Origin of the sequence: Lactobacillus sp. A27, assembly GCF_016742815.1 — a bacterium.
GTDB classification, from domain to species: Bacteria; Bacillota; Bacilli; order Lactobacillales; family Lactobacillaceae; genus Lactobacillus; species Lactobacillus gallinarum.
This window is the reverse complement of record NZ_JAEHNT010000072.1, coordinates 1-25,669: the sequence shown is the minus strand read 5'-3', so window position 1 is coordinate 25,669 and position 25,669 is coordinate 1. Positions and strand designations below refer to the sequence as shown.

Sequence of the window (25,669 nt, the reverse complement as noted above, 5' to 3'; positions counted from 1 at the left end):
TGTGAAATATCTTGATACTAAAATAAATTTTTAAAAGTTTGTTTTATTATAAAAAGGAGAATTTCTGTGAAAAGTAATAAGGTTGTGCTTTTATTAGCATTAGGGACATTAATGTTAATTGAGCCTGCTATGATGCTATATGATAAGCAAGTTGAAACTGTAACAGCAGAGAAGAAAAATACTAATGCCCAAAAAACTAAATTAAGTGACAGCCAAATTATTAAAAATTTAGGTGTCAAAAAGGTAGCTAATTCAGATAACGATAAATTAACAGCTAAATATGCAAATATTGTAAAACAGCAGCATTATACCTGGGAAAATCCTTATATTAAAGTGAATCCGTATGAAAATTCACCGCTAACGGCATTAATGGTCTTTCATACTGATAAGCCAGCTAAAATTAGTTATCGAGTAATAGGAAAAACTGAAAATACGACAATTGAAAATAAAGTAAAGGGCTATCAAGCTGATCATCAAGTGCCAATAGTTGGTCTTTATGCTGGTTATGATAATTCGGTTGAAGTTACTATGACTGATCAAGCAGGTAAAAAACAAGTAAAGGTAGTCAAGATAAAAACAAGTAAATTACCTAGTTGGATTAGTAAATTTCCAATTAAAGTTACTGTCAATGATAAAAGTAAGATGAATTTGGGTTCAAATGAGTTAACTGTTTTAAATAGAAGTACTAAACAAACTTTTGCGGTTGATGGTGATGGGGAAGTACGTTGGTATTATTTACGTTGGAATCAACATATTTTTGAGCAGTTAGATAATGGACATATTTTATTGTTCAATAAAATCAAATCTGGGGATGAACAATACAATATGTTAGTCGAAACTGACTATTTAGGGCGAGTATATCGTCAATTTAGTTTCGATAAAACATTAGGTAAAAGTTATTCTGGAGAAGGAGTATCACTAGTACATCATGATGTAGTAGAAATGTCTAACGGAAATTGGTTATTAACAGTTCATGATGGTAGTAAATATGTAGAAGATACAATTGCTGAACTTGACCCTAATACTGGAAAAATTGTAAAGGTAATCGACTTTAAGAAGATTTTTCCTGAGTCAATGTATAAAAATAGCAAGATCAAAGCAAATGATAATACTAGCAGTGGTTTAGGATTGATGGATTGGCTTCATATTAATACGATTAGTTATGATGATAAAACGGGGAACATTTTATTGTCTGCCCGCAATCAAGATATGATCTGGTCAATGAATTATCAAACAAATAAAATTAATTGGATTTTTTCAAGTAAACCTGAAAGTCAATGGCCTAGTTCATTTCGTAAGTATTTGTTAAAGCCAAGTTCGGGTACTAAATATCCTGGTGGACAACATGGTGTATATATTCTTAATGAAGAAAATAATAAACTAAATGTTCTGCTTTATGATAATAATATTGCTGTTACTAACGGTGATAAGAAGCAAAGTGGCAAGTTTTCTGCTGCTACGGAATATCAAATTGATACTAAGAAAAAGACCATTAAACAAGTTTGGAGTTATGGCAAGAATTTAGGTAAACAAAACTTTACCGAAGTTATTGGTTATGCACAACGCTTGAATAATGGTAATACTTTGATTAATTTTGGTTTTAAAAATAAGGGTAAAGAAAGCAATATAATTGAAGTTGATGCCTATGGAAATCAAGTCTTTAATTTGACTATTACTAATAGTGCTAAAGATATGACATATGTATATCGTGCATATCGGATGCAATTTTATCCTGATAATTATGTTTTTGATGCAACTAAATAATTGCACATCATGTATTGACGCAGCTGGTTTAAACGCGTATAATACACCTAGTTGAGAACAAGAAGAAGCTCCCGCTTCTCGCCTAAGTTAAGTTAACCTCTGGGCTGATCGATAATTTCTGTTGATTAAAGGCGGGTGATTCTTATCCCGCCTTTTTCTTGTCCTCAAATTAACACGGAGGTGAATAATCATACCAAAAAGTTTAATCTTAAACGAAAGAATTCGTGCACGCGAAGTTCGTTTAATTGATGAAGATGGTCAGCAAGTTGGTGTTGTATCTAAGAATGAAGCTTTGCATAAAGCAAGTGATGCTGGCTTAGATTTAGTTCTTATTTCACCTAATGCTAAACCACCTGTAGCACGTATCATGGACTACGGTAAATATCGTTTCGAACAACAGAAGAAACTTAAAGAATCCCGTAAAAAGTCCAAGACAGTTAGTGTCAAAGAAATTCGTTTGAGTCCAACTATTGAAGGCAACGACTTCGAAACTAAATTGAAGCATGTTCGTAAGTTCGTTTCTAAAGAAGGAGCTAAAGTTCGTGTATCAATTCGTTTTAGAGGTCGTGCCATCACTCACAAGGAATTAGGTCAACAAGTTCTTGAAAAGATGGCTGAAGCAACTTCAGATATTGCTAATGTTATCAGTAAGCCTAAGATGGAAGGCCGTTCAATGTTCTTGATGTTAGCACCTAAGAGTGATAAGGACAAAAAGAAAAAGTAGTTAATTGGAGGAAATAGAAATATGCCAAAGATGAAAACACACCGCGCTTCTGCTAAGCGTTTTAAGAGAACTGCAAATGGTGGCTTGAAGCGTCACCACGCATTTACTGGTCACCGTTTCCACGGTAAGACTAAGAAGCAACGTCGTCACTTGAGAAAGGCTGCTATGGTTTCACGTAGCGACATGAAGCGTATTAAGCAAATGCTTGCTCAAATGCACTAATTATTAGTTCTTTAATAACTGACTATAGTAGGAGGAATTTTAAATGCCAAGAGTTAAAGGTGGAACTGTAACACGTCAACGTCGTAAGAAGATCATGAAGCTTGCCAAGGGTTACCGTGGCGCAAAGCACATGCAATTTAAGGCCGCAAGTACTCAATTATTTGTTTCATACAAGTACGCATTCCGCGACCGTAGAAGACGTAAGAGCGAATTCAGAAAGTTATGGATTGCTCGTATTAACGCAGCTGCAAGACAAAATGATATTTCATATTCTAAGTTAATGCACGGCTTGAAGTTAGCCGGTGTTGACATGAACCGTAAGATGTTAGCTGATATTGCTTACAACGATTCAAAGACTTTTGCACAATTAGCAGAAACTGCTAAGAAGGCATTGAACTAATATGACTATGAATAAGGATCAGGAGATATTCCTGGTCCTTATTTTTTATGATTTTGCAAATATTCTAAGACAAAAATTTCTAATGCAACTCCATTTTTGATATTATAGAGAATGAGAAAAAATGGAGAGTTTTTATGTTATTTAGACCAAAATATACAATAAATACAATTTATAATTTGGACCCCGTCAAGTTGAATGAAATGGGAATAAAAGCAGTTTTTTCAGATTTAGATAATACATTGCTTGCATGGAATAAGTTTGAAACTGCTAAAGAGATGGATAATTTTAATAAAAAACTTGCTAAAGCTAATATTAAATTGGTAGTTATTTCCAATAATAATGCTGAAAGAGTTGGTAAGGTATTAAATCCATATCATATTGATTTTGTTTCTGAATCTCGCAAACCGTTACCTTTTGCGATCACGCGTAAACGCGAAGAGATGAAATTAGCTAAAGATCAAGTAATGATGGTTGGTGACCAGCTGATTACTGATATGCAAGCCGGGAATTTAGCAGGAGTAGAAACTGTTTTAGTAAAACCATTGGTTGAAACTGATAAATGGAATACGCGAATTAATCGCTTTTTTGAAAAGATTATCTTTTTCTTTCTTGGTTTATCACATCGAGTAACCTTTAAGGAGAATTTGCAAAATGGATGAGGATATTATTTGTATTGGCTGTGGGGCAGTTCTTCAGTCTGATGATCCACAAAAGGCGGGTTATTTGCCAAAGAGCGCTCTTGAAAAAGCAAAAAATGAAGAAAATACAGATGTTTATTGTCAACGTTGTTTTAAATTACGTCACTATAATGAAATTATGCCAGTAGATTTAAACAATGATGACTTTTTGGCTTTGCTCAATTCTTTAGCTGAGAAAAAAGCTTTGATTGTCAATGTGGTTGATCTATTCGACTTTTCTAATTCTTTGTTATCATCTTTAAAGCGTTTTGTAGGGAATAATGATTTTATTCTTGTTGGAAATAAATTTGATCTTTTTCCTAAGAATTCTAAGCAAAGCAAAATTAAAGATTGGATGAGACAAGAAGCTAATCGCATGGGGCTTTATCCTAAAGATATTTTCTTAGTTTCTGCTAAAAAGAAATTAAATTTAGAAAGTTTGATTTCATATATTAATGACCAATCTCAAGATAAAGATGTCTACTTTGTAGGAACAACTAATGTCGGTAAGTCAACTTTAATCAATGCAATCATTGACATGATGGGTGATATTCAAAATCTGATCACAACGTCACGTTTTCCAGGTACTACTTTAGATCAAATTGAAATTCCGCTTGAAAATGGACATTTTTTGATTGATACGCCAGGAATTATGACAGACAATCAACTAGCCACTCATCTAGATGCTAAGGATTTGGAATTGATCTCACCTAAGAAACCGTTAAAGCCAGCTACTTACCAACTTTTGCCAGGGAATACTCTGTTTCTGGCTGGATTAGGTAGAATTGATTACCTTAAAGGTGAATCAACTAGTTTTACAGTTTATGTAGCACGTAACATGTATGTTCATCGAACAAAAACTGCCAATGCAGATGCGTTTTATGAAAAACATAAGGGCGAATTATTAGCACCTCCATCTCCAGATGATAAAATGGCACCACTTAAGGGAAAAGAATTTAAAACGGAATTTAAGAGTGACCTATTATTTGGAGGCATTGGTTTTGTAACTGTGCCAAAGGGCTGTTTAGTTAAGACATATACGCCAGATGGTATTGGCTTGGGTATTCGTCGTGCATTAATTTAGAGGTTTGCGTATGGTTAATCCAAAATGTATTGAAAAAGAAGCACCAACTGTTGAAGAAAAAGCTGAATTAGAACAGGAAAAGGGCAGAGGCCGGCAAATTGGAATTATGGGTGGTACTTTTAATCCAGTCCATATTGCCCATTTGGTAGCTGCAGAACAAGCAATGACTAAATTGCGTTTAGATGAAGTTTGGTTTATTCCAGATAATATTCCGCCACATAAAAATGCACCGCTAACTTCAGCCCAAGATCGAGCAACTATGCTTGATTTAGCAACCAAGGATAATCCTAAATTTAGAGTGAAGCTGTTGGAGTTATTCCGCGGAGGTGTTTCATATACTGTAGATACAATGCGTTATCTAAAAGAAAAAGCACCTCAAAATAATTATTATTTAATCATGGGTAGCGATCAGGTAAACAGTTTCCATACTTGGAAAGAAGCATCTACTTTAGCTAAGTTAGTTACCTTGGTTGGTATTCGTCGCCCAGGTTATCCGCAAGATCCGCAGTATCCAATGATCTGGGTAGATGCACCCGATATTCAATTAAGCTCGACTGCTATTCGTCGTTCTGTAGCTACTGGAACTTCAATTAGATATTTAGTGCCTGAAGCAGTTAGAAAATATATTGTGGAAAAGGGGCTTTATCTTGACGAAACTAATTTTTAAAAAGACATATTCACCATTAACAAGCGCTGAAATTATTGCTAAGGAAAAGGCAAATATGGATGATAAAAGATTTCAGCATTGCGTTCGAGTTAGTGAGACTTCACGTAAATTAGCCAAATTGAATGGTTATGATGAAGATAAAGCAGCACTTGCAGGTTTTGTTCATGATTATGCAAAGCAAGTGCCTGTAGAAGAATATGTTAAAGTAATTAAAGAGCAAGATTTTGATCCAGATTTACTTAATTGGAATCGCGCTATTTGGCACGGAATCGTTGGAACATATTTTGTAGAACGTGATTTGAAAATTCGAGATCCTGAGATTTTGACTGCTATTCGCCGTCATACTACTGGGGATGTAGAAATGACCACCTTAGACAAAATTGTGTTTATGGCGGATTTTATCGAGCCTGGTCGTGATTTCCTAGGTGTTGACGAAGCTAGAAAAATAACCTATGCCAATTTAGATAAGGGAGTAGGTTACCAACTGGCTCATACTTTAAGTTTTTTAATTGAACAAAGAAATAAAGTTTATCCACGTACTTTAAAAGCTTATAACGTTTGGAGTACAAAATAGTTTTATAAAGGAGAAAAAATTTGACTAGTCAAGAAATTTTAGATTTTACAACTAAAGCAATTAGTGATCGTCATGGTGAAGATACCGAAGCTTATGATATGCGCGGTATTAGTATTTTAGCTGATTATTATGTAATTACCAGTGCTGGTTCTAATCGTCAACTTCATGCTATTGTTAACTCAATTGTAGAAGCAGCACATGAAAATGAATATAGTGACTACCGTATTGAAGGTACTAGAGATTCAAATTGGCTTTTGCTTGATTTAGGCGATGTAGTAGTTAATGTCTTTACCAAAGAAGCTCGTGAATTTTATAATCTTGAAAAATTATGGGCTAATGGTAAGCAAGTTGAATTAAAGGAAGATTAATAAAAATGAGCGTTGTCGGGATTATTGCAGAATTTAATCCTTTTCATAGTGGTCATGAATTCTTGCTAAATCAAGCACGGTTAATTGCTGGGAATGATCCAATTTTAGTTTTAATGTCTGGTAATTATGTGCAGCGTGGAGAAATGGCGATTATGAGTAAGTGGCAACGGGCTAAAGCGGCACTTCAATCAGGTGCAGATTTAGTCTTTGAGACGCCTTTTTCAACCGCTGTTGAACCAGCAGACTTATTTTCATTAGGCAATATTGAACAATTAGCTAAATTAGGCGTGACTGATCTTGTTTTCGGCGTTGAAGATGCTAACCTTAATTTTGCATATTTGGGCAGTAGAATTGCTGAAATCCCCCAGAATCATATGGATTTTAAGGATTACAGCCAGACTTATTCAACCCAGTATAATCAGATGGTAGCTCGTGAGGTAGGACATGAGGTTAATCAGCCTAATGCAATTTTGGGTTTGGCCTATGCAGTTGCAAATCATAATTTAGGTTCACCACTGAAGTTACATCCTGTTAACCGAATTGGAGCGGGACATGATGATCTTCTGCAAAGAAATGGCGTAGTCCAAAGCGCAAGTGCTATTAGAAATTTACTGCTCCATGGTGAGGATACGAGTAATTTAAAATACTGGATGCCTAAAGCCGAAGCAATTGAACTGAGCAAGCAACAAGTTTATCCTAATTGGAATTTATTGTATCCGTTTTTAAAATATCGGATCGAATCTTCTTCAATTGAGGATTTAAGACAAATTTATCAAATGAGTGAAGGCTTAGAGTATAAAATGAAACAAGAAATACATTTATCTCGTGATTTCACAGAATTTTTACGTAGGATCAAATCTAAACGATACACTTATTCTCGTTTGCGTAGATTAAGCCTTTATACGCTTTTAAATGTTACTCAAGATGATATGATTGCTAGTTTCAATCAAGAATCCTTAATGTTATTAGGATTTAGTAAAATTGGACGTCAATATTTGAAGAAAAATCGAAAAGATTTTCAAACTGAAATTATTTCTAAAGTAGATAAGCGAAGTGCTAAAAGCGGTTCACTTGCATTGCAAGTTAGAACAGATCGTTTATTTGAACAAATAATGGGTGTTGATCAAAACTTTGGTCAACGACCAATTGAGGTGTAATATGTTAGAACTTAGTTTTTCTAGAATAAGAAATAGTTCTGAGCCGTTAACACATATTGAACGTGATGTAGAAATGCGACCAGAATTTTTCAAAAGAAGCAAGGATCTTTTAATTGATGCCAAAAACGTATATGTTTCTGGAGATTTGTTTTATCAAGAGCCTTTTGTAACTGGAAATTTTCATGTTACTGCTGATTTAGTGGTTCCATCAAGTCGAAGCTTGCAGTCTGTTAAATACCATGAAGATTTTACTTTTACAGAAAATTATCTTGATCGAAAACCAACTAAAGAAGAACTTGAAGATAATGATACAATTGTTAAAATTGAAAATGATGTAATTGATTTACAGACAGCAATTGAAGATAATATGTTACTTAATATTCCGACCACAATTTTAACTCCTGAAGAAAAGGAAAAGGATATCTATCCTGAAGGTAAAGGCTGGGAAGTAGTTTCTGAATCAGCATTTGAAGAAGGAAAGAAAAATCAAGTAAATCCTGCATTTGCCAAATTAAAGGTTTTATTTGATAATAATGAGAATAATAAGAAAAAGTAAGATTATCTAATTGACTAAGAACGATCAAAGAATTTTGGCTTTGATTGTTTTTTTATCTTGTTTTGAGGGCACTTTTAAAGTATCCTTTAATTATAAAGACATTTTTTAATATATTTGTTAGTATTTAGAGAACTAAATTGATCGATGAGGAATTGAATTAACATGGCAAAAATTCTAATTATTGAAGATGAAAAAAATTTAGCTCGTTTTGTGGAGTTGGAATTACAACACGAGAATTATGAAACTGTAGTAGAAAACAATGGTCGTAAGGGACTAGAAGATGCCCTTAATCAAGATTTTGATGCAATCTTGCTTGACTTAATGTTGCCGGACCTGAATGGATTAGAAATTGCTCGTCGTGTTCGTCAGGTGAAGACTACGCCTATTATTATGATGACCGCACGTGATTCTGTTATTGATCGCGTTTCAGGTTTGGATCATGGTGCAGATGATTATATTGTTAAGCCATTTGCAATTGAGGAACTTCTTGCTCGTTTACGTGCTGTTTTGCGCCGAGTAAAGATTGAAAAAGATGCTTCTAAGGTTACTGTAGCTAAGCAAAAGATTGTGAAATTTAAGAATTTAACAATTGAAACTGCTAATCGTATTGTTCACCGCGGAGATGGCAAGGCAATCGATTTAACTAAGCGCGAATACAACTTATTAATGACTTTAATTGAGAATAAGAATAACGTTGTTAGTCGTGATCAATTGCTAAATAAGATTTGGGGTCCAGAATCTAATATTGAAACTAACGTTGTAGAAGTTTATGTTCGTTACTTGCGCAATAAGATCGATGTTCCAGGACAATCATCTTACATTAAGACGGTTCGTGGTACCGGTTATATGGTAAGAGATGAAGATGATGACCAAGAATAAAAATGAAGAGACCAAGCATTCATCGTTAATTGTGCGATGGGTAAGTATCGTTGCTTTAACGATTACGGTCTCTTTTGTCATATTTTCAGTCGTTGTTTATCAAATTGTTAGTCAGCAATCATTAGATCAGCAGCAAGAGACATCGCGCAATGTAGTGACTACGCTAGATAGGACGTTAAGTTCAATTCCAGATGAATTGCAGATATCTAACGTAATACCATCTCTTTCTCCGGCTACTAGACGAATTCTAAAGGGTGGGCCAGTCATTAGCAATAAAGACACCACTAATAATGCGTTTAGCGATAATTTGATTGCTTCTATTTCTAATCCTGATATTAATGCGGCTGTTTATAATAAACATGGTGAGATTGTTTTTACTAATGGAAACGTGACACCAAAATTCAAACCGTTTAAAGAAGTAGAGAAAAATGAAATAATTAAACGCAATGGTCATCAAATTTTATTGACTTATCAAAAAGTTTATTCATCCGTAAACAATAAGTTGACAGGATATATTGTAGTTTCTAACAATATGACATATTACAATAGTTTGATGAAGAACTTATTGCGTTCAATGATTGTAATATCAATAATTGCGATTGTTGTGTTTGTAGTGACTTCATATATTTTGGTATTCAATGTTGTTAAGCCGATTAAACGGATGTCTAAAGTTGCTCAGGAAGTTAACGCGGATCCTAATAGTGGAGCACGAATTAAAGAATTAAATCGTGATGATGAATTAGAAGATTTGGCCACTTCGATTAATCAAATGTTGGATAGAATGCAGAGCTACATTGAACAGCAGAAGCAGTTTGTAGGGGATGTTTCGCATGAATTGCGCACACCTGTGGCTGTAATCGAAGGGCATTTGAATATGCTCGAACGTTGGGGTAAAGATGATCCACAGATTTTAGATGAATCAATTAAGGCCTCCTTGCAAGAAGCTGACCGGATGAAACATCTGATTCAAGAAATGCTTGATTTAACTAGGGCTGAACAAATTGATGTGCAATATCCACATGAAGTAACAAATGTTTATGATACAGTTAAGCGAGTAGTTGCAGATCTAGCCATGGTTCATCCTGATTTTGAAATTAGACTTGACGAGGATGATTTACCTCAAGGTACCGAAATTCAAATATATCACGGTCATTTAGAACAATTACTAGTGATTTTAATTGATAATGCGATTAAATATTCAACCGATCTTAAGCAAATTAATGTTTCTGCTGGGTTAACCAAAAAAGAAGTTAACATTATTGTTCAAGACTTTGGTGAAGGTATTTCTAAGGAAGATCAAAAGAAAATCTTTAATCGTTTTTACCGAGTGGATAAGGCAAGAACTCGTGAAAAGGGCGGCAATGGCTTAGGCTTGTCTATTGCCCATAAACTTGTAGACAGCTATCATGGTGAAATTAGTGTAGAGTCTGTTGAAGGACAAGGAAGTCAATTTAAGTTAACTTTCCCACTTCTTTCTAAAAAGAAGGCTGCTAAATTGAAGAAATTAAATGAAAATTCTGAATTGCCAAAGAGTAATTTGGAATAATGAAAAAATAGTAATTTAATTTTAAATAATTAAAAGCATCAAGTTGATTTGAAAAACTTGATGCTTTTTGTATGCAAAAATATATTATTTGATTATTAAATAACAAAAATATTATTGAATAATAGAAATGATTAAAGGGATTGCTAAGATAGCGTACTCGCTAGTTTTAATGATATTGAATAAAACACTGGAATTATGGTGTTCTTAGCATAAACAGAATTAAGCAGAAATAACAAAACAATATTATATAATACGCGTACACAAAAGTCACAAGGCAAGGCTAAGCTTTAAATGATATGTAAAAAGAGTAATTGTCGTGCATTAAAAAAAGGCACTAAAATGAATTTTGTAAAGATAAACGTTGTTATTGATTCAAAACTTGAGTATTGGTAGGTTAAATCATGTTGTCAAAAAATAATTTTGATGAAAAACTTAAGCAAATGAATAAAAAAAGTGATAAGTTTTCGATTAGAAAGCTTACAATCGGTGCAGCTTCCGTTTTGATTGGAACAGTATTTTATTTAAATAATGGTGGTAATGTAGTGCAAGCTGCGGATGACGTTCCCAACCAACCCGCTACTCAAGTTGAAAAACAAAATATAAACCAAAAAACAGTAGGTAAGGTCTCAACAGATACTGCTACTTCAACTTTAAAGGCAGATAATACATAGCAAGATAATGTTGTTAAAGTTAATACTTCTGTTTCACCAGAAAGTGAAATAAATTCAAGCAAGATAGTTGTTAATAAAGATGCAAGAGAGAAAACTGCTAACTTGAATGAAGTTGGGCTTCAGGGGATAAAGGATAAAAGCAAAGAATCATTGCCTGCATCTGCATTGAAAACAAGTAAAGTTGAAAAGACTGATTCAAAACAGGTTAATGGTCAAGATGTATCTAATAAATTGGAAGATGTAAAGACAAATATCACTGATTCAAAAGGAAAAGCACTTGAAGATAATCAAAATGTTGAACCAGAAAATGGAGATATACTCAGAGCTAATTATTCTTTCAAACTTCCTAATGATTCTGTAAAAAGTGGTGACGGTTTTAAGATTCATTTTAGTGACAATCTGAATTTATATGGTACGACTGATCCTAATTTTATGAATAATCATGCTCATGAAGAAGGACGTAGTATACCAGATTTAATGGATCAAGATGGTGATATAATTGCTACTACTTCTAATAAGGTGACGGATAGAGATATTCTTTATACTTTTACTTCAAATATTGATGGTAAGGAAGATATATCTGCTTCGCTTTCTATTCCTGTATTTATCGATCCTAAAAATGTCCCTAATGATTCACAACAAGAGCTTGAGACAAACATTGGATCGAAAACTCATAGTAAAGATGTAAATGTAAAGTATCGTACATTTAATAATGATATTCAATCTGAAAATTCAAATCTAAATGGTGAAGCCTTTATAGATAAAGTTAATCTAGATAATAATACTTTTAGACATACTATTTATATTAATCCTCTAGGCAAAAGTATTGGTGATGAAACGGTTACTATATCAAATTGCCCCAAGACAGATTCAGAAGTAAATTATAATAATCATGACACAAAGATTAAAATATATGAATTAAATAATCAGAATTCATTTCCAACTCAAAGTATGTATTTTGATCCGGACACTGCAAAGGATGTCACAGATGCCTTAGCAGGAAACATGCATTTTTATGGTAATAAACTATATTTAGAGTTACCAGGAAATGATCCATATGATAGTGGTAAATATAATGATAAAAAGTATGTTGTTCACAAGAAACATCAATCATGGAATAAGAATAGTGGGATACATGCTGAAAATAATCGCTGGACTAATAACTACGTACCACAAGGGGAAAGCTGGTCTAATGATTATAAACCATATGGTGAGAACAGCATACAAAGCAAAGTGGTTAATGAATCAAGTCATAAAACATTACCTCAAACAGGAGAAAGACATAGTATTATGACTATTATGTTAGGTTCTTTACTTGCTGCAACTGGATTAATGGCTTTGTTCATAGATGATAAACGTAAGAAAAATTAAAGAATAAATCCTTAATAATGTAAAAGAGATTGAATATCTGCGTTATAAAAACGTTAGATATATCAATCTCTTTTTAGTTTATAATCGTAATTTTTTCTACCTAAAACGCTCTTTCTTCAACTAAATGCCCATAGCTACTCAAAATACGTGTTAAATCGATCCATTGCAGACTAATCGTTTTAGTATTGTCATTAGGGTGCACACCAACAAAATTATTTTCTTCCATCGCTTCTTGATCAATGACTAATGGAATTGTATTAGTTTGATCGTTTAAAAGGCTGAACGGAGATACTAAACCTCTTTTTACCTTTAATTTGTTCATTAATTCATCTTCATTAGCCATAGTTAAACTAGAAGTAAATAATTCTTTTTCTGCTTTCTTCCAATCTATTTTTTTATTTTCAGGAAGCATTATTAAAAAATATGATTTTTTATCTCGCGTTTTAATAAAAAGATTTTTACATTTAGCGAAAGTTCTATCTTTTAAATATTGGTCTGCTTCTTCACAGGTTGAGACCGCAGGATGAGTAAATGTCTGATAAGTAACATCATGCTTGTCTAATAAACTAAGTAATTCTTTGCTGTTCATAAAGTTTTTCCTTATTAAAAAAGCCAGGAAAAATCCTGACTCCATTTTATTATTTACGTTTTTGCTTACCCTTATTGCGGTTACGTAAGTCTTGGTGCAATTCCTTCTTTGCTTGACTAGTAGTGCTATTACCAGAATTAGTATCAAACAAATCGGCAACTTTTTCTTTAGTAACTACAATTTCAACCGGCTTATCCTTTAATTCATCAGCCACATGTTTCTTAACGCTAGGTGTAAGAATGAAGGTAACAATGATTTGTTGAATAATCATTACTAAGTTACCGGCTGCCCAGTATAATGCTAAAGCGCCTGAGAAGGATAAACTGAAGAATAAAGTCATAATTGGGTTGAAGATCATCATTGATTGCATGGTCTTCTTTTGTTCTTCAGGAATACCGATTAATGAAATGTATCCTTGAATTACCGTAAAGATAGTCGCAACAATCGCTAACACAACTGACTTTTGACTAAGTGAAATGCCAAAGAAAGTTGAGTGAGCCAATTGTGGTGAGTAGAATACCGCTTGATAAATTCCCCACATAATTGGCAACTGAATGATCAATGGCAAACAACCAATCCCGCCAGTTAATGACATTTCATTCTTAGAATAAAGTTCTCTTTGCCAACCTGACAAGGTCATTTGTTGTTGAGGAGTAATTCCTTTATGCTTCATTGCAGTTTGGATTAACTTCATTTGTGGTTGCAAACGAGCCATCTTTTCTTGTTGACGCACACTCTTGTTTTGTTGAACAAGCATTAAAGGCATTAAGATTAAACGAACAACGACGGTAATAATCACAATACCCCAACCTGCGCCGTTGTCACCACCGACCATATGAGCCGTGTGAATCATGATATTTTGTAATGGTCGGCCTAGCCATTGGTAAACCCAACCATAAATGCCACTATGAGGTGCAACATTAGGATTATTTGTAGCACCACAAGCACTTAATACAAGAGCAGTAACTACTAAAAGTGCTAAGACTCCCGTATATTTTTTGATTTTCTTCATTAAATAAATCACCACTTAGTTTCTATAGTAAATAAAATATGCATCTCTAATATAATACATGAAAATCATGCATTTGTTCCACATTTGGGATAGATTCTTGTGCAATATTTTCAATATGAGCGAATCCTGATGCAGATGGTAGTTTTTCAATAAAATGATCAATTTTATCGGGAGTACTTTGTAAGTAAATAGTAACAGTGCCATCCGAATTATTTTTAACAGTACCAGGGATGTTCATTTTATTTGCTAGTGCCATAGTGCTCCAGCGAAAGCCAACGCCTTGTACTAAACCAGAGACAGTTAATTTTCTTGTTTCCATAGTATTTTCCTTTTTAAAAATCAATTTCATTTTTAATTTTAACATGTTCCATGCTCATTATACTTTATAATAGAAAGGGATTAAAAAAGGAGAAACATATGCAACAAATTAGTTCAGTTAATAATGCAACGGTTAAAAAGTTAGCTAAGTTAAAGCAGAAGAAGTATCGAGATGAAGAAGGCCGCTACTTAATTGAAGGTTTTCATTTATTTGATGAAGCCATTAAATCTGGTAAAAAGTATCAATATCTCTTGGGTACTGAAGAAGCTCTCGATAAGGCAGAGGAAGACTATGATGTCGATCTAAGTGGTAAGAATGTAATTTTGATCAATAAAGCGATTGCGCGTCATTTAAGCAGTACCAAGAATTCACAAGAAATTTTTATGGTACTAAAAATTGATCAACCTCGTGAATTTCCATTTAATTATGGTAAGTGGGTTTTACTTGATAATTTAGCAGACCCAGGTAATGTTGGAACAATCATTAGAACAGCTGATGCAGCTGGCTTTGATGGGGTGGTACTTTCTCCAGAAAGTGCAGATTTGTATAACCCTAAGACCCAGCGAGCAATGCAAGGCAGCCAATTCCACATTGATTTGATTAAGCGTGATTTGGCTGATGTCATCACTGATTTTCAAGATGCGGCAATTCCCGTTTATGCAAGTATGTTAGATAAGACTGCTAAGCAATTGCCTGATTTTGATAAAGTACCACAACTTGCTTTAATTATTGGTAATGAAGCTCATGGTGTTAGCTCTACGATTGCCAGCTTAAGCGATGAAAAACTGTATATTCCAATTAAAGGTAAGGCAGAATCCTTGAATGCGGCCGTAGCAGCAGGAATTATGATTTATTACTTTGCATAGTACTTGTATTTAGTAAGTGAATTTCATATAATAACTTATGGTCAGAGTAAAACAAAAATATAATATATGGTTATGGAGGAATTTACTTATGCAAGAAGTCAAAGAAAAAAAGGAGAGCGCTCCTTGTAAACCCGAAGACTACGAATTATGTGGTCATTTTATCAATGCTTTTCAAATAATTGGCAAAAAATGGAACGGCTTAATTATTAGTTCATTATGTGATACAGAAGATATGCGTTTTAAAGACTTGGCTCGCTGCATTGAGGCATGTTCAGATCGAGTTTTAGTAGAACGACTTAAAGAACTCGAGAAAGATGATATTGTTAAAAGAAGTGTTGATAAGGAGACAGGGATTATTTTCTATGGTTTAACTGAAAAAGGGGTAGAACTTAAACCAGTCTTTGATCAAGTACATAATTGGGCCGATAAATGGGCTTAAAGACTTGCAAGAACAAGCAAAAAGAAATATCATAATAGTTAATTACTGAGATCAAGACTAGTAACAGTTAATTATCTGAACAGAGAATCTTCTTTAATAAGCTGAAAGAGAAGATAGAATAGTTAATTGTGAATTTCATCTTGGGAGTAGAATCTAATCAATTCCGGTATTTCACCGTTAACGAAAACTTGAGTGTGGGCAGATAATGTCCAAACTAGGGTGGTACCGCGACGCTTCGTCCCTATTGAGGGACGGAGCTTTTTTGTTTTGAAAGGAAAGAATTAATGGACTTATTTGATAAGTTAAAAGAGCTTCATGAGCAAGGTCTTGAAGAAATCAAAAAGGCTACTGATGAACAGACTTTGAATAAAGTCAGAGTTGAATTAGTTGGACGTAAGGGTGAATTAACTAAGATTTTGCACTCTATGCGTGATGTTGCACCAGAAAACAGACGCGAAGTCGGACAAAAGGTTAATGAACTACGCGATTTATTTAACAAGCAATTAGATGCTACTAAGGCTGAAATCGTTAAAGCAGTTTTAGTAAAAAAGCTTGAAGATGAAAAAATTGATGTTACTTTGCCAGGTCGTGAAGGACATTTAGGTTCAAAGCACCCAATTAATGTTATTTTGGATGATTTGGAAAGTTACTTTATCGGTATGGGTTACAAGGTAGTACAAGGTCCTGAAATTGAAACTGATCACTACTGTTTTGAAATGATGAATTTGCCAAAGGATCACCCAGCACGTGATATGCAAGCTACTTTCTACATTGATAGTGAAGACTTGCTTAGAACCCAAACTTCAGGTGACCAAGCAAGAGTGTTAGAAAAGCATGATTTTTCTAAGAGTCCGCTTAAGATGGTTGGTCCTGGTAAGGTATACCGTCGTGATGATGATGATGCCACTCACTCACACCAATTCATGCAAATGGAAGGTTTAGTAGTAGATAAGAACGTTACAATGAGTGATTTAAAGGGTACTCTTGAAATGATTGCTAAGCATGTCTTCGGTCAAGATAGAGCTACTCGTCTTCGCCCAAGTTACTTCCCATTCACTGAACCATCAGTTGAAATGGACGTATCTTGCTTTAACTGTGATGGTAAGGGCTGTCCAATTTGTAAATACACTGGTTGGATCGAAGTATTAGGTGCTGGTATGGTTCACCCTAACGTATTAGAAAATGCTGGTATTGATTCAACTGTTTATGGTGGTTTTGCCTTTGGTTTAGGATTAGACCGTTTTGCAATTTTGAAGTACGGTATTGACGATATTCGTGATTTCTACACTAACGATGTTCGTTTCTTGAAGCAATTCCGCAAGGAGGAAAATTAATTTATGTTAGTTTCATACAATTGGTTACAAGATTTTCTTAATTTAGATCAAGATCCTCACGACTTAGCTGAAAAGATTACCCGTACTGGTGTTGAAATTGCTGACGTTAAGCATCCAGAAGAAGGACTTAAGAAGTTAGTTGTCGGTAAGGTACTTGACTGTAAGGGTGTTGAGGGTACACACCTTCATTTAACACATGTTGACGTTGGCGAAGATGAACCACTTCAAATTGTTTGTGGTGCTCCTAATGTTGCTGCAGGTGAATTAGTAATTGTTGCTCTTCACGGTGCCCGTATTGCTGGCAATGAAAAGATCAAGAAGGGCAAGATTCGCGGCATGGAAAGTTACGGTATGATCTGTGGCTTGCAAGAAATTGGCTTCAGTGACAGCGTAGTACCAGAAGAATTTGTTGATGGAATCTATGTCTTCCCAGAAGATGCAGACGTTAAGCCAGGTCAAGATGTTTATGAAGCACTTGGAATGGATGACTACATTTTAGACTTCGATATTACGCCTAACCGTGCTGATACCTTAAGTATGGAAGGCTCAGCTTACGAAGTTGGTGCAATTGTTGATCAAAAGCCTAAGGTAGAAGATGTTTTCTTAAAAGAAGATGGTCCTGACTGGACAGATTCTCTTGATGTTAAGGTTGATGAAAAGTTAGCACCTAAGTTTTACTTACGTAAATTAACTGGCGTTAAGATTCAACCATCACCACTTTGGATGCAAAGACGTCTTTGGAATGCAGGAATTCGCCCAATTAACAATGTAGTTGATGTAACTAATTACATTATGCTTTTAACTGGTCAACCAATGCACGCCTATGATGCTAAGACTTTCTCAAATGGAAAATTAGAAGTTAGATTAGCTAACAAGGGTGAAAAGCTTACTTTATTAAATGAAAAAGAAGTAGATCTTGATCCTAATGATATCGTTATTACTGATGGTGAAAAGCCTGTAATGATGGCTGGTGTTATGGGTGGACTTAACTCAGAAATTACTGCTGAAACTACTGATGTAATTTTAGAATCCGCAATTTTTGATCCTACTTTGGTTAGAAAAGCTGCTCTTCGCCATGCAAACCGTACAGAAGCTTCTAGTCGTTATGAAAAGGGCGTTAACTGGGATGGAACTGAAAAGGCAATTAACATGGCTGCACTCTTGCTTAGAAATGATGCAGATGCAACTGTAGATGAAGGCATTATTAAGGCAACTGACACTAAACGTAAGCCAGTTGTAGTTAAAACTACTGTTTCATACATTAATCATGTTTTAGGTACTGAAATTTCTGCTAAAGATATGATTAAGATTTTTGATCGTTTAGGCTTCATGGTTGAGCACGATGGCGATAATATTGCAGTCCATGTTCCAAATAGAAGATGGGATATTGCTATTCCTGCCGATTTAGTTGAAGAAGTTGGTCGTATCTATGGTTACGATAATTTGAAGTCAACTCAACCACTTTTGGCTGAAACTCACGGTGGTTACTCAGAAAAAGAAGAAATGATGCGTCGCATGAAAGCTATTGTCGAAGGACAAGGCTTAATGGAAGCTATTTCTTACTCATTAACTTCACCAGAAAAGGCTGTTCGCTACACTAAGGATCCTAAGGATTTAGTTAAGGTTCAAATGCCACTTAACTCAAGTCGTTCTGCTATGCGTGAAAACTTGATGACTGGTTTAGTTGATGCAGCTAGCTACAACTTTGCTAGAAAGCAAACCCAATTGGCATTGTTTGAACAAGGCCGTGTTTATGATCATGATGGTGGAACATTTAATGAACATGAACATTTAGCTGCTTTATATTCAGGCAATACCTTTGCTGAAAACTGGCAACACTTAACCCAAAAAGTGGACTTCTACTTTGTAAAAGGTCAATTGACTAACCTATTTACTGCAATTGGCATTGATCTCGAAAAGGTAGTCTACAAGGCTGAAGGCATCAAAGGGATGCACCCAACTAGAACCGCTGCTATTTACATTGATAAGCAATATGTTGGTATGATCGGTATGATTGCTCATGCTGTAACCCTTGCTGACAAGGCTCTTCGTGGTTCAGAACTTTATGGTTATGAAATTAACCTAGATGTAATTATTCCTATGCTTACTAAGGGCATGACTGCTACTCCAGCTCCTAAGTTCCCAGCAATTGAACGTGACCTTTCATTGTTAGTCAATAAAGATGTAACTAACCAAGAAGTTGAAAATGTCATTAAGTCTAATGCTGGTAAGTATTTGACAGCTCTTAAAGTAATTGATGTTTACGAGGGTAGTCACATTGAAGTTGGCAAGAAGAGTATAGCTTACAGTTTAACTTTCTTGAATAGAAAGGATACTTTAACTGATAAGGTCGTAAATAATGCAATGGACAAGATCAGAGCAGGTCTTGAAAACGATCTTGATATTAAAGTACGTTAATGGTTGACTTTAATGGTGTAAACCAATATCATTGATCAATGCAAAGAGAATTTAATTTCTGAGGAGTTAAAATAATATGCCTGAAAAATCTTATCCAATGACTGCTGAAGGTAAAGAAAAACTTCAAGCAGAATTAAAGAATTTAAAATTAGTTAAGCGTCCAGAAGTTATTGAACGTATTAAGGTTGCACGTTCATTCGGTGACTTATCAGAAAATTCTGAATACGATGCAGCTAAGGATGAACAAAGTCACGTAGAAGACAGAATTGCTCAAGTAGAAGACATGCTTAAGTACGCACAAGTTGTCGATGCTGACAGTGTTGATCCTAATGAAGTTTCAGTTGGTAAGACTGTTACCTATACTGAAGTTGGTACAGATGATGCTGAAACCTACACTATTGTAGGTAGTGATGAATCTGACCCATTAAATGGCAAGATCTCAAATGATTCACCAATTGCACAAGCACTCTTGGGCAAGAAGAAGGGTGAAACTGTATCAATTACCACTCCTGGTGGCCAATTTGACGTTGTAATCAACAATGTTGAAGCATAATAATTGAGAAGAGGAGTTAGGTAAAACTAACTCCCTTTTTGTTAGAAAGAAGGTCTTTTAAAATGAGAACAGTAGGAATTATCGGAATGGGTCATGTTGGTGCAACTGTCGCATATACTTTATTTACTCATGGAATGGTTGATGATTTAATTTTAATCGACAAAAATGAAGATAAAGTAAACGCTGAATACAATGATTTACATGATACTTTGGCTAGAAATGATAGTTATGTCAATGTAAGAAAGCAAGATTGGGATGGTCTTGAAGATGCCGATATTATTATTACTGCTTTCGGTGATATTGCAGCTTCAGTTAAGACTGGCGATCGTTTCGGCGAATTTGAATTAAATGCAAAAAATGCTAGACAAGTTGGTGCAGATATTAAGGAATCAGGCTTCCACGGAGTTTTGATCAATATTTCTAACCCTTGTGATGCAATTACTCAAATCTTGCAAGAAACTTCCGGTTTGAAGAAGAATCGTGTCTTCGGTACTGGTACTTTCCTCGATACTGCAAGAGTACAAAGAATTATTGGTGAAAAGTTAGGACAAGATCCACGTAATGTAGAAGGTTTTGTTTTGGGTGAACATGGTTCTTCTCAATTCACCGCTTGGTCAACGATCAGAGTTAACAATAAGATTGCTTTCCAATTATTTGGCGATGAAGAACAAGAAAAGATCAGTGAACAATCAAATAAGAACGCATTTGTTGTGGCAAACGGTAAAGGCTATACTAGTTATGCCATTGCTACTTGTGCAGTTCGTTTGGTTCAAGCTGTATTTAGCGATGCACGTTTATACTGTCCTGTTTCAGTTTATAATCCAGAATACAAGACTTACATCGGCTATCCAGCAATTATTGGCCGCGACGGTATTGAAGAAGTAATTGAATTGAAGCTTACTTCTGAAGAAAAGGAAAAACTTGAAGCAGCAGCTGATAAGATCAAGGAACACTTGGATCAATTGAAGAAAAAATAAAATATTGATTTAGATAAGAAGACGAGAAATTACAATTGCGTAATTTCTCGTCTTTTTAATTTTTCCAAAAAAATTTTCGTCTTTTTTGCGTAATAAATAGTGGGAGGTAAATTCAATGTCATTAAGTTAAGACATTGACAAATCTGACAATATTTTTTGAGACATTTATCGAATTACTTTTCTCGGTAAATGTCTTTTTTTGATAGCACAAATAAGCCATCCTAGGATAGCCACTTTTTAATTAATCTAAGCTGCCAAACGATAAGGAAAACTGATAACTAATTTTGCTTTTAAATTATGTTTATCTTTTCTTCCCGGTCGAATTGGAGTTATATAAGATGCCGTATCAAGCACTAATTGTGCAAAGCTTATATCTGAATTATCGCTTATCATAAAGTATCGTCGCCAAATACAGCAGGCCATTTTAAAATCTATTTGATATTGATATTTGCTTTTAACATATGGCTTTGAGCTGGCGGCTACTGATAAGCTCACTGCATCATACATTGCAAAATGGGCGTATATCTCCATATAAACAAATTGATCTTTTTTAGAATGAAACTGGACGCCGCTTAAGTCATATTTAAGCTCCCTAAAAGAAGTTTCTATTCCCCAGCGAAGATGATAGATCTCTTTCATTCTAGCTAGCGGGTATTTGTCCCGGTCTAAATTGGTGATCAGAACTTCCCACTCATCGTCTGAACCTGGTGGATTAATTCTAAACTTACAAATTCGAAATTTAACATTGCATATATCTTCATGGTCCCAGCGTGAATCTTTGGTATTTTTTGAGCGTACAGCCTTGTAATGATGTTTTTTATGGAATACCAGGTGAAGAAACTTTTCCGTATCTATGTGAGTTATATAGTAGCGATGCGATGCAGTTACTTTACAGGAAAGCTCGCTATCATATTCATGGCCTGACAATGTGGTAATTTTTTTAATAGCGCCATTCCCAGCTTTTGTTCGAATAACATAGTGACAATGCTTTAGCCGATTACAGGTTTCAATCAAATTAAAACTACTATAGCCACGATCCATTAAAACTAAAAAATCTTTTTCTTGTTTATCTAGATTCTTTAACATTGTTAGTGCCGCTTCACGCTCATCCATTTTTTGTCTGGGCTGAATGACCCTATCCAAATATAATTTATTCAAAACATCATAAAGAGCATTTACATGGATCTGACAATATTTTCTACCATCTTTGCCTTGAAAAATATTCTTTGATTTTGGATTAAAAGGCTGATCAAAATCGGAACCATCAATCGCTACAACTAAGTATTTGTCATCTAGTAATTGTGGTGCATTGTTTGCCTGACTAAGCTCAGCCATGATTTCTTTAAAACATTCTGGTTTTAATTTAGCCTTTTGTTGTTCGAAAGCCGAAGCGGTCATTCTAGAATTTATGTTAGGAAAAGCATGAAAAATTTTCGAGTTCAAACTGCCGGCTCCCATGTTTAGAATCAGCCTAATCAAATCAACGACATTGAGCTTACGACAACGGGTAAAGGCCTGATCTGAAACAGAGAAAGCATGAATATTAGTGGCGATTTTATTGATAATATTATCCATCAGTTTTAAAATATTTGAGTGAAGGGATTTCATAAGAGTCACAGCTTTCTATGAAAGACTGGATAATATGACGAAAGTGAGCAGAAGAGTAAATTAGACTCTGCTCACTTTTTATTTTACGTAGAAAAAGAACCGAATCAAAATAATTCGGTTCATAAAGTCTGATTTTCGTCAATGTCTTAACTTAATGACATTGACGAAAATGGTGGCTATTTATTTTTAGACGAAGTGCATCGTTTAAGCAGCGAAAATCAGGAAAAGCTTTTTAGTTTTATCGATTCTGGCGAGTTTTATCGCATGGGTGATAATGTTAATTCTGTTAGATCAAATGTCAGATTAATTATGGCAACAACTGAGAAGCCAGAAACAGCATTACTAGAAACATTTTTAAGAAGAATTCCGGTTAGAGTAACAGACCTATTGATGAAAGATTTGTTTTATTAAATTATCTTTTTTATCAAGAAGCCAAAAAGATTAGTAAGAAAATAGATGTAAATCAATATGTTTTATCAGCATTATTACAATTAAATAAAGCCGTAAATTTGTAATTTATAAAGATAAAAATATAATCTACCGTCAAAAGTTATGAAGCTTTGGCGACTTTTATTATTTCTTGCGCTATTTGAAATAGATAACAGCCCCATATAAATAAAAGCGCTTACAAAAATAAAATAAATAATTTTTTGAAAGGATAAAAGTTCAATTTATAAAATAAGATGTAAATACTTAAATTTGAAAAGTATATATTATTTTATTGGAGAGTGGTTATATCCAATTTTGCTTAATCTTTCGCTATTTATTAAAATTATGCATTGATAACAGTTATTTTATTAATTTGTAAAAATGAGGTAATCCCTATAATAACGCTAATGTAATCGGTTGAATAGTTTTAAAATGTGTGTAAACTTTAAGACAAGTAAAGACATGTAGTATTTCGAAAGAGTGAGCAAGATGACAGAAAATGTTTATACTGACTATTTTGTAAAAGAAGAAGATTTTGATAAGAATCATTTTCATTATAAAGAATTACATATTCCTGAAGGCGTTAAACCACAACCGTTAGCAGTGCCACCTGTTTTAAGTCCAGATAAAGAAACTGATACAGATATTTGGTTTACTATTGAATCAGTAGCAGGTGAAAGTCAAATTTTGCCAGGTGAAAAGACCAAGACATGGGGTTATAATGCACCATTATTAGGTAAAACTATGGTAGTAAAAACTGGAAAACGCGTCCATGTTACATTGAAAAATAGTTTATCTGAATTAACTACTTTTCACTGGCATGGAATGGATGTACCAGGACCAATTACAGATGGCGGCTGTCATGCACCAGTTTATCCAGGTGAAGAAAAGCAAATTGAATTTACAGTTAACCAGCCGGCAGCTTTAACCTGGCTTCATGCTCACCCATGTCCATCAACTGCTGCTCAAGTTTGGATGGGCTTGGCAATGGGAGTTGTAATTACTGATGAAAATGAAGCTAAATTACCAATTCCTAAGCAATATGGGGTAGATGAATTTCCAGTTATTTTACAAGATAGAACATACCACGAACATAATCAATTAGACTATCGCGCAGATTATGATCCAATGGGGGTTTTTGCGGAAACTCCATTAATCAATGGCGTAGTTCGCCCATTTATTGATGTAACTACCCAAAAAGTTAGATTGCTCTTCTTAGGTGGATCTAATCGCCGCGAGTGGCGGTTGCATTTTGACGATGACATTGTAATGACTCAAATTGCTGCAGATGACTCATTCTTGCCACATCCAGTTAAAATGACCAAACTTTTAGTAACACCAGGTGAAAGATTACAAGTTGTTGTTGATTTTAGTCAATATCATGATGGCGATATAGTAAATCTTTATACTGACGACTTTAAGCTGATCGAATTCCGTATTCATAAATTTGAACCAGATAATTCAGTAATTCCTGACACTTTGTTCACTGCAGATATTCCAGAAGTAGATCCAAGTTTACCTATTCGTAAGGTGACAATGGATGGACACAACATGATGAATGGTAAAGAATTTGCCATGCAAAGAATTGATATGAAGCAGGTCGTAGGCCAAGCAGAATACTGGGATGTTACTAATACCAATCCTAAAGATCATGGTATGCTGCATCCTTTCCACATTCATGGCACGCACTTCATTGTTGTATCACGAAATGGTCAAAAGCCTTATCCAAATGAAATTGGTTGTTATAAAGATACAATTGCAGTTGCACCAGGTGAAACTGTTAGATTATTAGTTAAATTTCCATTAGAAGGCGTCTTTATGTATCACTGTCACATTATTGAGCATGAAGATGCTGGTATGATGGCACAAATTGAAGTATACGATCCAGATCATCCAAAAACATATAAGTTAATGGATATGGAAACATTGACTAAAGCTTTTGCTAAAGAAAAGGGAATTAAACCTGAAGAAGTTTGGATGCCCGGAATGGACACCGAGGGCTGCGGCATGGCGATGAGTAAGGATGCAACAAGTAGTGCTAGCCACCACTAATATTAGGAGAAAAATCATGGTTGATAATTTATTTTGGAAAATTATTTGGGTTGTTGTTTATGCTGTTACAGCTTACTTTACCTTTACAGGAAATATGGGAATGGCTATGTATTGGATGGCTGGAGGGATGCTGAGTGAATCGGTAGTTTCATTAGTTTATCACTTTTTTCCACATAAAATGATGGCTAGTGAAATGAGTCGTTAGCAAGATAATTAAATTATTCAATTTTTAAAAACGGACAAGTAAATCTGCCCGTTTTTTTGTTATTTAGTTAAATTAATGGAATAAATTTTCTAAAAAAATAAAGTGCATGACCAAGATGATTTTCGAAACTGTCAAATCTTTTGTGTAAATAGTTCTTTCTCGTAAATTGATTTTTTAATTATTTATTTAATCAAAGTAGGATTCTAAG

27 protein-coding genes, 1 pseudogene and 2 other annotated features are annotated in these 25,669 nt (G+C 34.5%); of the genes and pseudogenes, 24 read left to right on the top strand and 4 right to left on the bottom strand.

Annotated features, from left to right (window positions below; all coding sequences use genetic code 11):
- The first annotated feature begins 66 nt into the window (after positions 1–66).
- The 15 genes from JEM49_RS08570 (at position 67) to JEM49_RS08500 (ending at position 12,660) form a co-directional block, all read left to right on the top strand.
- Entirely contained in the window at positions 67–1,764 is a 1,698-nt protein-coding gene (locus JEM49_RS08570; protein WP_201874638.1) for an aryl-sulfate sulfotransferase, read from the top strand.
- Between the two features lie 53 nt (positions 1,765–1,817).
- Positions 1,818–1,929: a sequence feature (ribosomal protein L20 leader region), on the top strand.
- 25 nt (positions 1,930–1,954) lie between these two features.
- Positions 1,955–2,488 (top strand): translation initiation factor IF-3, encoded by a 534-nt coding sequence (infC, locus tag JEM49_RS08565; RefSeq protein WP_081776552.1) that lies wholly within the window; start codon positions 1,955–1,957, stop codon positions 2,486–2,488.
- Positions 2,489–2,509: 21 nt separating this feature from the next.
- Entirely contained in the window at positions 2,510–2,710 is a 201-nt protein-coding gene (gene rpmI, locus JEM49_RS08560; protein WP_014918452.1) for a 50S ribosomal protein L35, read from the top strand.
- Positions 2,711–2,753: 43 nt separating this feature from the next.
- The gene (gene rplT / locus JEM49_RS08555; RefSeq protein WP_005719897.1) at positions 2,754–3,110 is read left to right on the top strand and encodes a 50S ribosomal protein L20; all 357 of its coding nucleotides are present in this window, start codon (positions 2,754–2,756) and stop codon (positions 3,108–3,110) included.
- 134 nt (positions 3,111–3,244) lie between these two features.
- A complete protein-coding gene (locus JEM49_RS08550; protein ID WP_087176669.1) occupies positions 3,245–3,769 on the top strand; it encodes a YqeG family HAD IIIA-type phosphatase in 525 nt (174 codons plus the stop codon).
- Complete coding sequence (yqeH, locus tag JEM49_RS08545) at positions 3,762–4,871, top strand: ribosome biogenesis GTPase YqeH (protein ID WP_087363261.1); 1,110 nt, start codon at positions 3,762–3,764, stop codon at positions 4,869–4,871. Before JEM49_RS08550 ends, yqeH begins: the two co-directional genes overlap by 8 nt.
- Before the next feature lie 10 nt (positions 4,872–4,881).
- Positions 4,882–5,538: a nicotinate-nucleotide adenylyltransferase gene (locus JEM49_RS08540; protein ID WP_087176671.1), complete on the top strand. Its 657-nt coding sequence runs from the start codon at positions 4,882–4,884 to the stop codon at positions 5,536–5,538.
- Positions 5,519–6,112 (top strand): bis(5'-nucleosyl)-tetraphosphatase (symmetrical) YqeK, encoded by a 594-nt coding sequence (gene yqeK / locus JEM49_RS08535; RefSeq protein WP_056945533.1) that lies wholly within the window; start codon positions 5,519–5,521, stop codon positions 6,110–6,112. Before JEM49_RS08540 ends, yqeK begins: the two co-directional genes overlap by 20 nt.
- Before the next feature lie 20 nt (positions 6,113–6,132).
- Entirely contained in the window at positions 6,133–6,480 is a 348-nt protein-coding gene (rsfS, locus tag JEM49_RS08530) for a ribosome silencing factor (RefSeq protein ID WP_025005322.1), read from the top strand.
- Between the two features lie 5 nt (positions 6,481–6,485).
- The gene (locus tag JEM49_RS08525) at positions 6,486–7,637 is read left to right on the top strand and encodes a nucleotidyltransferase (RefSeq protein ID WP_191451047.1); all 1,152 of its coding nucleotides are present in this window, start codon (positions 6,486–6,488) and stop codon (positions 7,635–7,637) included.
- A 1-nt stretch (position 7,638) separates the two neighbouring features.
- Positions 7,639–8,193 (top strand): DUF177 domain-containing protein, encoded by a 555-nt coding sequence (locus tag JEM49_RS08520; protein WP_201874636.1) that lies wholly within the window; start codon positions 7,639–7,641, stop codon positions 8,191–8,193.
- A 162-nt stretch (positions 8,194–8,355) separates the two neighbouring features.
- Positions 8,356–9,072: a response regulator transcription factor gene (locus JEM49_RS08515; RefSeq protein ID WP_025005325.1), complete on the top strand. Its 717-nt coding sequence runs from the start codon at positions 8,356–8,358 to the stop codon at positions 9,070–9,072.
- Complete coding sequence (locus JEM49_RS08510) at positions 9,050–10,618, top strand: HAMP domain-containing sensor histidine kinase (protein WP_025005326.1); 1,569 nt, start codon at positions 9,050–9,052, stop codon at positions 10,616–10,618. The genes JEM49_RS08515 and JEM49_RS08510 overlap by 23 nt, the downstream gene beginning before the upstream one ends.
- Before the next feature lie 401 nt (positions 10,619–11,019).
- Positions 11,020–11,289, top strand: coding sequence for a YSIRK-type signal peptide-containing protein (locus JEM49_RS08505; RefSeq protein ID WP_025005327.1), 270 nt, complete (start codon positions 11,020–11,022; stop codon positions 11,287–11,289).
- 102 nt (positions 11,290–11,391) lie between these two features.
- Complete coding sequence (locus tag JEM49_RS08500) at positions 11,392–12,660, top strand: Ig-like domain-containing protein (protein ID WP_201874634.1); 1,269 nt, start codon at positions 11,392–11,394, stop codon at positions 12,658–12,660.
- Between the two features lie 100 nt (positions 12,661–12,760).
- On the opposite strand, the gene JEM49_RS08495 is transcribed toward JEM49_RS08500, so the two are convergent.
- Genes JEM49_RS08495 through JEM49_RS08485 form a run of 3 tightly spaced genes read right to left on the bottom strand, consistent with a single transcriptional unit; the run spans position 12,761 to position 14,580 of the window.
- Positions 12,761–13,249 carry a YbaK/EbsC family protein gene (locus JEM49_RS08495; RefSeq protein WP_098044102.1) on the bottom strand — a complete coding sequence of 163 codons (489 nt, stop codon included), beginning with the start codon at positions 13,247–13,249 and terminating at the stop codon, positions 12,761–12,763.
- A gap of 49 nt (positions 13,250–13,298) precedes the next feature.
- Positions 13,299–14,261 (bottom strand): membrane protein insertase YidC, encoded by a 963-nt coding sequence (yidC, locus tag JEM49_RS08490; protein ID WP_087176477.1) that lies wholly within the window; start codon positions 14,259–14,261, stop codon positions 13,299–13,301.
- Between the two features lie 46 nt (positions 14,262–14,307).
- Positions 14,308–14,580 carry an acylphosphatase gene (locus JEM49_RS08485; protein WP_087236426.1) on the bottom strand — a complete coding sequence of 91 codons (273 nt, stop codon included), beginning with the start codon at positions 14,578–14,580 and terminating at the stop codon, positions 14,308–14,310.
- A gap of 98 nt (positions 14,581–14,678) precedes the next feature.
- Here JEM49_RS08485 and JEM49_RS08480 point away from each other — a divergent pair, with 98 nt between their 5' ends.
- The 6 genes from JEM49_RS08480 to JEM49_RS08455 all read left to right on the top strand — a co-directional run bounded on the left by JEM49_RS08480 (position 14,679) and on the right by JEM49_RS08455 (position 21,167).
- Positions 14,679–15,446, top strand: coding sequence for a TrmH family RNA methyltransferase (locus JEM49_RS08480; protein WP_025005332.1), 768 nt, complete (start codon positions 14,679–14,681; stop codon positions 15,444–15,446).
- 88 nt (positions 15,447–15,534) lie between these two features.
- A complete protein-coding gene (locus JEM49_RS08475; protein ID WP_201874632.1) occupies positions 15,535–15,885 on the top strand; it encodes a winged helix-turn-helix transcriptional regulator in 351 nt (116 codons plus the stop codon).
- A gap of 38 nt (positions 15,886–15,923) precedes the next feature.
- Positions 15,924–16,131, top strand: a binding site (T-box leader).
- Between the two features lie 38 nt (positions 16,132–16,169).
- On the top strand, positions 16,170–17,219 hold the full coding sequence (pheS, locus tag JEM49_RS08470) for a phenylalanine--tRNA ligase subunit alpha (RefSeq protein ID WP_087176478.1): 1,050 nt from the start codon (positions 16,170–16,172) through the stop codon (positions 17,217–17,219).
- Positions 17,220–17,222: 3 nt separating this feature from the next.
- Positions 17,223–19,637 (top strand): phenylalanine--tRNA ligase subunit beta, encoded by a 2,415-nt coding sequence (gene pheT, locus JEM49_RS08465; protein ID WP_056945532.1) that lies wholly within the window; start codon positions 17,223–17,225, stop codon positions 19,635–19,637.
- Between the two features lie 76 nt (positions 19,638–19,713).
- The gene (gene greA, locus JEM49_RS08460; protein WP_014918467.1) at positions 19,714–20,190 is read left to right on the top strand and encodes a transcription elongation factor GreA; all 477 of its coding nucleotides are present in this window, start codon (positions 19,714–19,716) and stop codon (positions 20,188–20,190) included.
- Between the two features lie 62 nt (positions 20,191–20,252).
- A complete protein-coding gene (locus JEM49_RS08455; RefSeq protein ID WP_025005335.1) occupies positions 20,253–21,167 on the top strand; it encodes an L-lactate dehydrogenase in 915 nt (304 codons plus the stop codon).
- Positions 21,168–21,413: 246 nt separating this feature from the next.
- On the opposite strand, the gene JEM49_RS08450 is transcribed toward JEM49_RS08455, so the two are convergent.
- Complete coding sequence (locus JEM49_RS08450; RefSeq protein ID WP_201874630.1) at positions 21,414–22,775, bottom strand: IS4 family transposase; 1,362 nt, start codon at positions 22,773–22,775, stop codon at positions 21,414–21,416.
- 159 nt (positions 22,776–22,934) lie between these two features.
- On the opposite strand from JEM49_RS08450, the pseudogene JEM49_RS10745 reads away from it, so the two are divergent.
- The 3 genes and pseudogenes from JEM49_RS10745 to JEM49_RS08435 all read left to right on the top strand — a co-directional run.
- Positions 22,935–23,287: pseudogene (locus tag JEM49_RS10745) on the top strand (sigma 54-interacting transcriptional regulator); the annotation flags it as partial.
- A gap of 406 nt (positions 23,288–23,693) precedes the next feature.
- On the top strand, positions 23,694–25,256 hold the full coding sequence (locus tag JEM49_RS08440) for a multicopper oxidase family protein (protein ID WP_201874628.1): 1,563 nt from the start codon (positions 23,694–23,696) through the stop codon (positions 25,254–25,256).
- Positions 25,257–25,272: 16 nt separating this feature from the next.
- The gene (locus tag JEM49_RS08435; protein ID WP_201874626.1) at positions 25,273–25,461 is read left to right on the top strand and encodes a hypothetical protein; all 189 of its coding nucleotides are present in this window, start codon (positions 25,273–25,275) and stop codon (positions 25,459–25,461) included.
- Positions 25,462–25,669: the final 208 nt, after the last annotated feature.

Excerpts from the sequence above, each read along its gene's own strand:
- pheS (WP_087176478.1), top strand. The coding sequence starts at position 16,170 with ATGGACTTATTTGATAAGTTAAAAGAGCTTCATGAGCAAGGTCTTGAA.
- JEM49_RS08475 (WP_201874632.1), top strand. The coding sequence starts at position 15,535 with ATGCAAGAAGTCAAAGAAAAAAAGGAGAGCGCTCCTTGTAAACCCGAA.
- JEM49_RS08510 (WP_025005326.1), top strand. The coding sequence starts at position 9,050 with ATGAAGATGATGACCAAGAATAAAAATGAAGAGACCAAGCATTCATCG.
- JEM49_RS08525 (WP_191451047.1), top strand. The coding sequence starts at position 6,486 with ATGAGCGTTGTCGGGATTATTGCAGAATTTAATCCTTTTCATAGTGGT.
- pheT (WP_056945532.1), top strand. The coding sequence starts at position 17,223 with ATGTTAGTTTCATACAATTGGTTACAAGATTTTCTTAATTTAGATCAA.
- JEM49_RS08505 (WP_025005327.1), top strand. The coding sequence starts at position 11,020 with ATGTTGTCAAAAAATAATTTTGATGAAAAACTTAAGCAAATGAATAAA.
- yqeH (WP_087363261.1), top strand. The coding sequence starts at position 3,762 with ATGGATGAGGATATTATTTGTATTGGCTGTGGGGCAGTTCTTCAGTCT.
- JEM49_RS08485 (WP_087236426.1), bottom strand. The coding sequence starts at position 14,580 with ATGGAAACAAGAAAATTAACTGTCTCTGGTTTAGTACAAGGCGTTGGC.
- JEM49_RS08495 (WP_098044102.1), bottom strand. The coding sequence starts at position 13,249 with ATGAACAGCAAAGAATTACTTAGTTTATTAGACAAGCATGATGTTACT.
- JEM49_RS08435 (WP_201874626.1), top strand. The coding sequence starts at position 25,273 with ATGGTTGATAATTTATTTTGGAAAATTATTTGGGTTGTTGTTTATGCT.
- greA (WP_014918467.1), top strand. The coding sequence starts at position 19,714 with ATGCCTGAAAAATCTTATCCAATGACTGCTGAAGGTAAAGAAAAACTT.
- JEM49_RS08455 (WP_025005335.1), top strand. The coding sequence starts at position 20,253 with ATGAGAACAGTAGGAATTATCGGAATGGGTCATGTTGGTGCAACTGTC.
- JEM49_RS08540 (WP_087176671.1), top strand. The coding sequence starts at position 4,882 with ATGGTTAATCCAAAATGTATTGAAAAAGAAGCACCAACTGTTGAAGAA.
- JEM49_RS08480 (WP_025005332.1), top strand. The coding sequence starts at position 14,679 with ATGCAACAAATTAGTTCAGTTAATAATGCAACGGTTAAAAAGTTAGCT.
- JEM49_RS08520 (WP_201874636.1), top strand. The coding sequence starts at position 7,639 with ATGTTAGAACTTAGTTTTTCTAGAATAAGAAATAGTTCTGAGCCGTTA.
- JEM49_RS08550 (WP_087176669.1), top strand. The coding sequence starts at position 3,245 with ATGTTATTTAGACCAAAATATACAATAAATACAATTTATAATTTGGAC.
- yidC (WP_087176477.1), bottom strand. The coding sequence starts at position 14,261 with ATGAAGAAAATCAAAAAATATACGGGAGTCTTAGCACTTTTAGTAGTT.
- rplT (WP_005719897.1), top strand. The coding sequence starts at position 2,754 with ATGCCAAGAGTTAAAGGTGGAACTGTAACACGTCAACGTCGTAAGAAG.
- JEM49_RS08440 (WP_201874628.1), top strand. The coding sequence starts at position 23,694 with ATGACAGAAAATGTTTATACTGACTATTTTGTAAAAGAAGAAGATTTT.
- rpmI (WP_014918452.1), top strand. The coding sequence starts at position 2,510 with ATGCCAAAGATGAAAACACACCGCGCTTCTGCTAAGCGTTTTAAGAGA.
- JEM49_RS08450 (WP_201874630.1), bottom strand. The coding sequence starts at position 22,775 with ATGAAATCCCTTCACTCAAATATTTTAAAACTGATGGATAATATTATC.
- JEM49_RS08515 (WP_025005325.1), top strand. The coding sequence starts at position 8,356 with ATGGCAAAAATTCTAATTATTGAAGATGAAAAAAATTTAGCTCGTTTT.